This window comes from Paenibacillus sp. 01T422, assembly GCF_056398785.1.
Window position 1 is genome coordinate 1 of record NZ_JBFTQB010000795.1, and the last position, 3,090, is coordinate 3,090.

At 43.6% G+C, this 3,090-nt stretch carries 2 protein-coding genes; both read left to right on the forward strand.

Features of this window, described 5'->3' with window-relative positions:
• Positions 1-1,271: McrB family protein (locus AC1DUA_RS31380; RefSeq protein ID WP_477503471.1), on the forward strand; the 1,271-nt coding region annotated here is incomplete at its 5' end.
• Positions 1,243-3,090: DUF2357 domain-containing protein (locus AC1DUA_RS31385; protein WP_477503472.1), on the forward strand; the 1,848-nt coding region annotated here is incomplete at its 3' end. The genes AC1DUA_RS31380 and AC1DUA_RS31385, both read left to right, overlap by 29 nt.

Genomic DNA, 3,090 nt, shown 5'->3' on the forward strand with positions numbered 1-3,090 from the left:
CCCAGAAACAACGGTCTATTTTCATGCTCAACTGGCTAGAGATCTTAAAATTCATTGTAAAATCAGCTCAACAGTACACGTATACCAACTGGGAGGAGACACCTCTTGTGGATTCACTAACCGTGAGTGAGCGAGTAGCCACGATCAAAAATTTCATAGCCAGCAAAGGGTTCATGTATCCCGACCATTGTATCGAGAACTTCTTCCTATCTCTAAAAGCAAAGCCATTCGTCATACTGGCAGGGGTATCCGGCACGGGGAAAACGAAGTTAGTCAAGCTATTCGCTGAGGCAGTGGGAGCAACGGCAAGTAATGGCCAATTCTCATTAATTCCAGTCAGACCAGATTGGAGCGATCCCTCGGATCTATTGGGGTATAAAGATTTGTCTGGAGTTTTCCGCCCGGGGAAGTTAACGGAAGTATTGGTCGAGGCTTCTAAACCGGGAAATCAGCATAAGCCTTATTTTATATGCTTAGATGAAATGAATTTGGCCAGGGTTGAGCACTATTTCAGTGACTTGCTGAGCGTGCTTGAGACGCAAGAGTGGCATAACCAGCGGATAGTGACAACGGCACTCATACATAGAGACTCGTTACAAAATGAATCAGATAAGCAACTGTACGGCAATCTCTATCTGCCAGACAATGTGTACATCATCGGAACGGTGAATATGGATGAGACGACGCATCCTTTTAGCAAAAAGGTATTGGACCGCGCCAACACCATCGAGTTCAATTATATTGAGCTTGGTCAATATCCATCTGTGGAGGAAGTAAGTAATACTATAATAGCCACTAATCCCCCTAACTCAGTCCTGCGAAGCGAATATTTGCAGCTTATTGATGTGTATCGTGACTATAAGCTACTGACGGAAGAGACGACGGAGTTGTTGGTGAAAATAAATAATATTTTGGAGCAGATTCACTCGCACGTTGGATTCAGGATTAGGGATGCCGTGTGCTTCTATATGATCTATAATGAACGGTTTGCTTTACTGAATAAGGAAGCAGCTCTTGATATGCAGTTGTTGCAGAAGATTCTGCCTCGTATTCAAGGGAGTAACTTGTCGGTGAAAAAGGCATTACTTCAGCTCATGCAGGTTGTACAGGATCGTAGTTTACCTATCGCGGAGTATATGGAGGATGCCTCGAAATTGTATCTTTCGTATGAAGCGTTGGCAGCATCCAAATACCCACAAAGTGCAAGGAAAATCGCCTTCATGCTACGGAGGTTAGAAGAAGATGGCTTCACTTCATACTGGCTATCCTAATCAAAGCCGGGAATTGCTGCGGATCGAGACGAATTTGTTTAATCTCTATATTCAGGGGAAACCGTTTCACCCAACTGTGGAGACTCTGAATCTCCATCGGGATGAGAGTGAGACCTGGGTGGATGCACATTTTCATGCTGCTAGGCTGAAAGAGGTGCTTACCATTGAGACAATTTCGCTGTTTTCACATGAACATGGGGAACTAAGAAATTGGGGCTCAGGTGATGCGGTTGCGCCGACATTTTACGAAACGCAGGCTTACGAGCTGGTAATCGAAAAGAAGGAAGATTGTCCCTTAACTTTCTACCACGATAACATTCATATAAGACAAGCGGTTAAGCCACTTGGGAAGATGATTTTGTCAGGGATTCTTAATTTTCAAAATGAGGTCGGCCATTCGGAACTTGAGCTTCGATTGAACGGAGATGCTGTTTTTCGTTTGCAGCTAGAGATTTTTCCATCGAAAATTGATTATAAAAACGATTACCAAATGATTCTTAATGACGTTAATGAACAGATTTATAATTTATCATTCGACTTTCTGCGTAAAACCTATAACATGACCGGATTGAAAGAGACGAATCATCAGAGTTTAACCGAGTATTTTACAATTCTTCAGCATATTTTTACGCAGCTTGTTCAGGCTGTTGAGCGAATTAAGCTGTCGCCTCATTCCAAGCTTCAGAGGGAGAATCGTCTCGTCGACGCCGCACGTGTGAAAAGAGCTGGAAAAGAGAACATAGCTTTTCTAGCTAAACGTCCACATCTTTTAGAGAAAGATTCGGTGAATGGAGTCATTGAGGTGGGAGGGCAGCGGTTTACGCCAACACATTTATTGGAGAGCCGACGCCATGTTGATTACGATACCGCTGAGAATCGTTTTGTGAAGTGGGTGCTTACTCGCGTTAACCAGAAGTTGAAGGATATTAAAAACCGTCTAACTGAGAAAGGTCGTACGAAAGATCCAGAGCTTATGAATAAGCTCAATCGGATGCAAAGTCAGGTGCAGAGGTCGTTGCAGCATGATTTTTTGCAGGTTAGTGAGATGAATCAGTTTTCGATATCGTTGGTTTTGCAAATGGCATCGGGCTACCGAGAGGTGTATCGTTATTATTTAATGCTGTTAAAAGGTTTGTCGATACAAAATGATCTGTTCCGTCTATCAATGAAGGATTTGGCTCAACTCTATGAGTATTGGTGCTTTTTGAAGATTCATCATCTTTTAAGTAAAAAGTATGAGCTGCTTAAACAAGATATCATCCGCATCAACCGGAGTGGCTTGTTCGTAACCCTGGACAAATCGCAGCAGGCGAAAATGGTGTATAAAAACCCGGTGAATGGGGAGATTTTTACACTGTTTTATAATGCGCTGCCGAAGGGAGATCGGAGCCAGACACTGGCGCAGCGGCCAGATAATGTTCTGACTTTGAAGAAGAACGATGCCGCGGCAGAGTATAAGTATATTTTTGATGCAAAATATCGGATTAATCCAGCCTATGAGGGGACGCCTTATTCTCAGAAGTACCAGACGCCAGGCCCGGAAGAGGATGATATTAATACGATGCATCGCTATCGGGATGCGATTGTGTATTCGGAGGGGCAGGGCAAGGAGTACGAGCGGAGCATGTTTGGAGCCTATGTGCTATTTCCCTATCATGATGAGGAACGTTTCGAGCAGCATAAGTTTTATAAAAGTGTGGAGCTCATTAATATTGGGGCTTTTCCATTTTTGCCGAAATCTACTCGTTTGATGGAGAAGTTTTTGGACGAGATCATTATGGATAGTCCGGAAAAGGCTTATGAGCGGACAACACGGCCG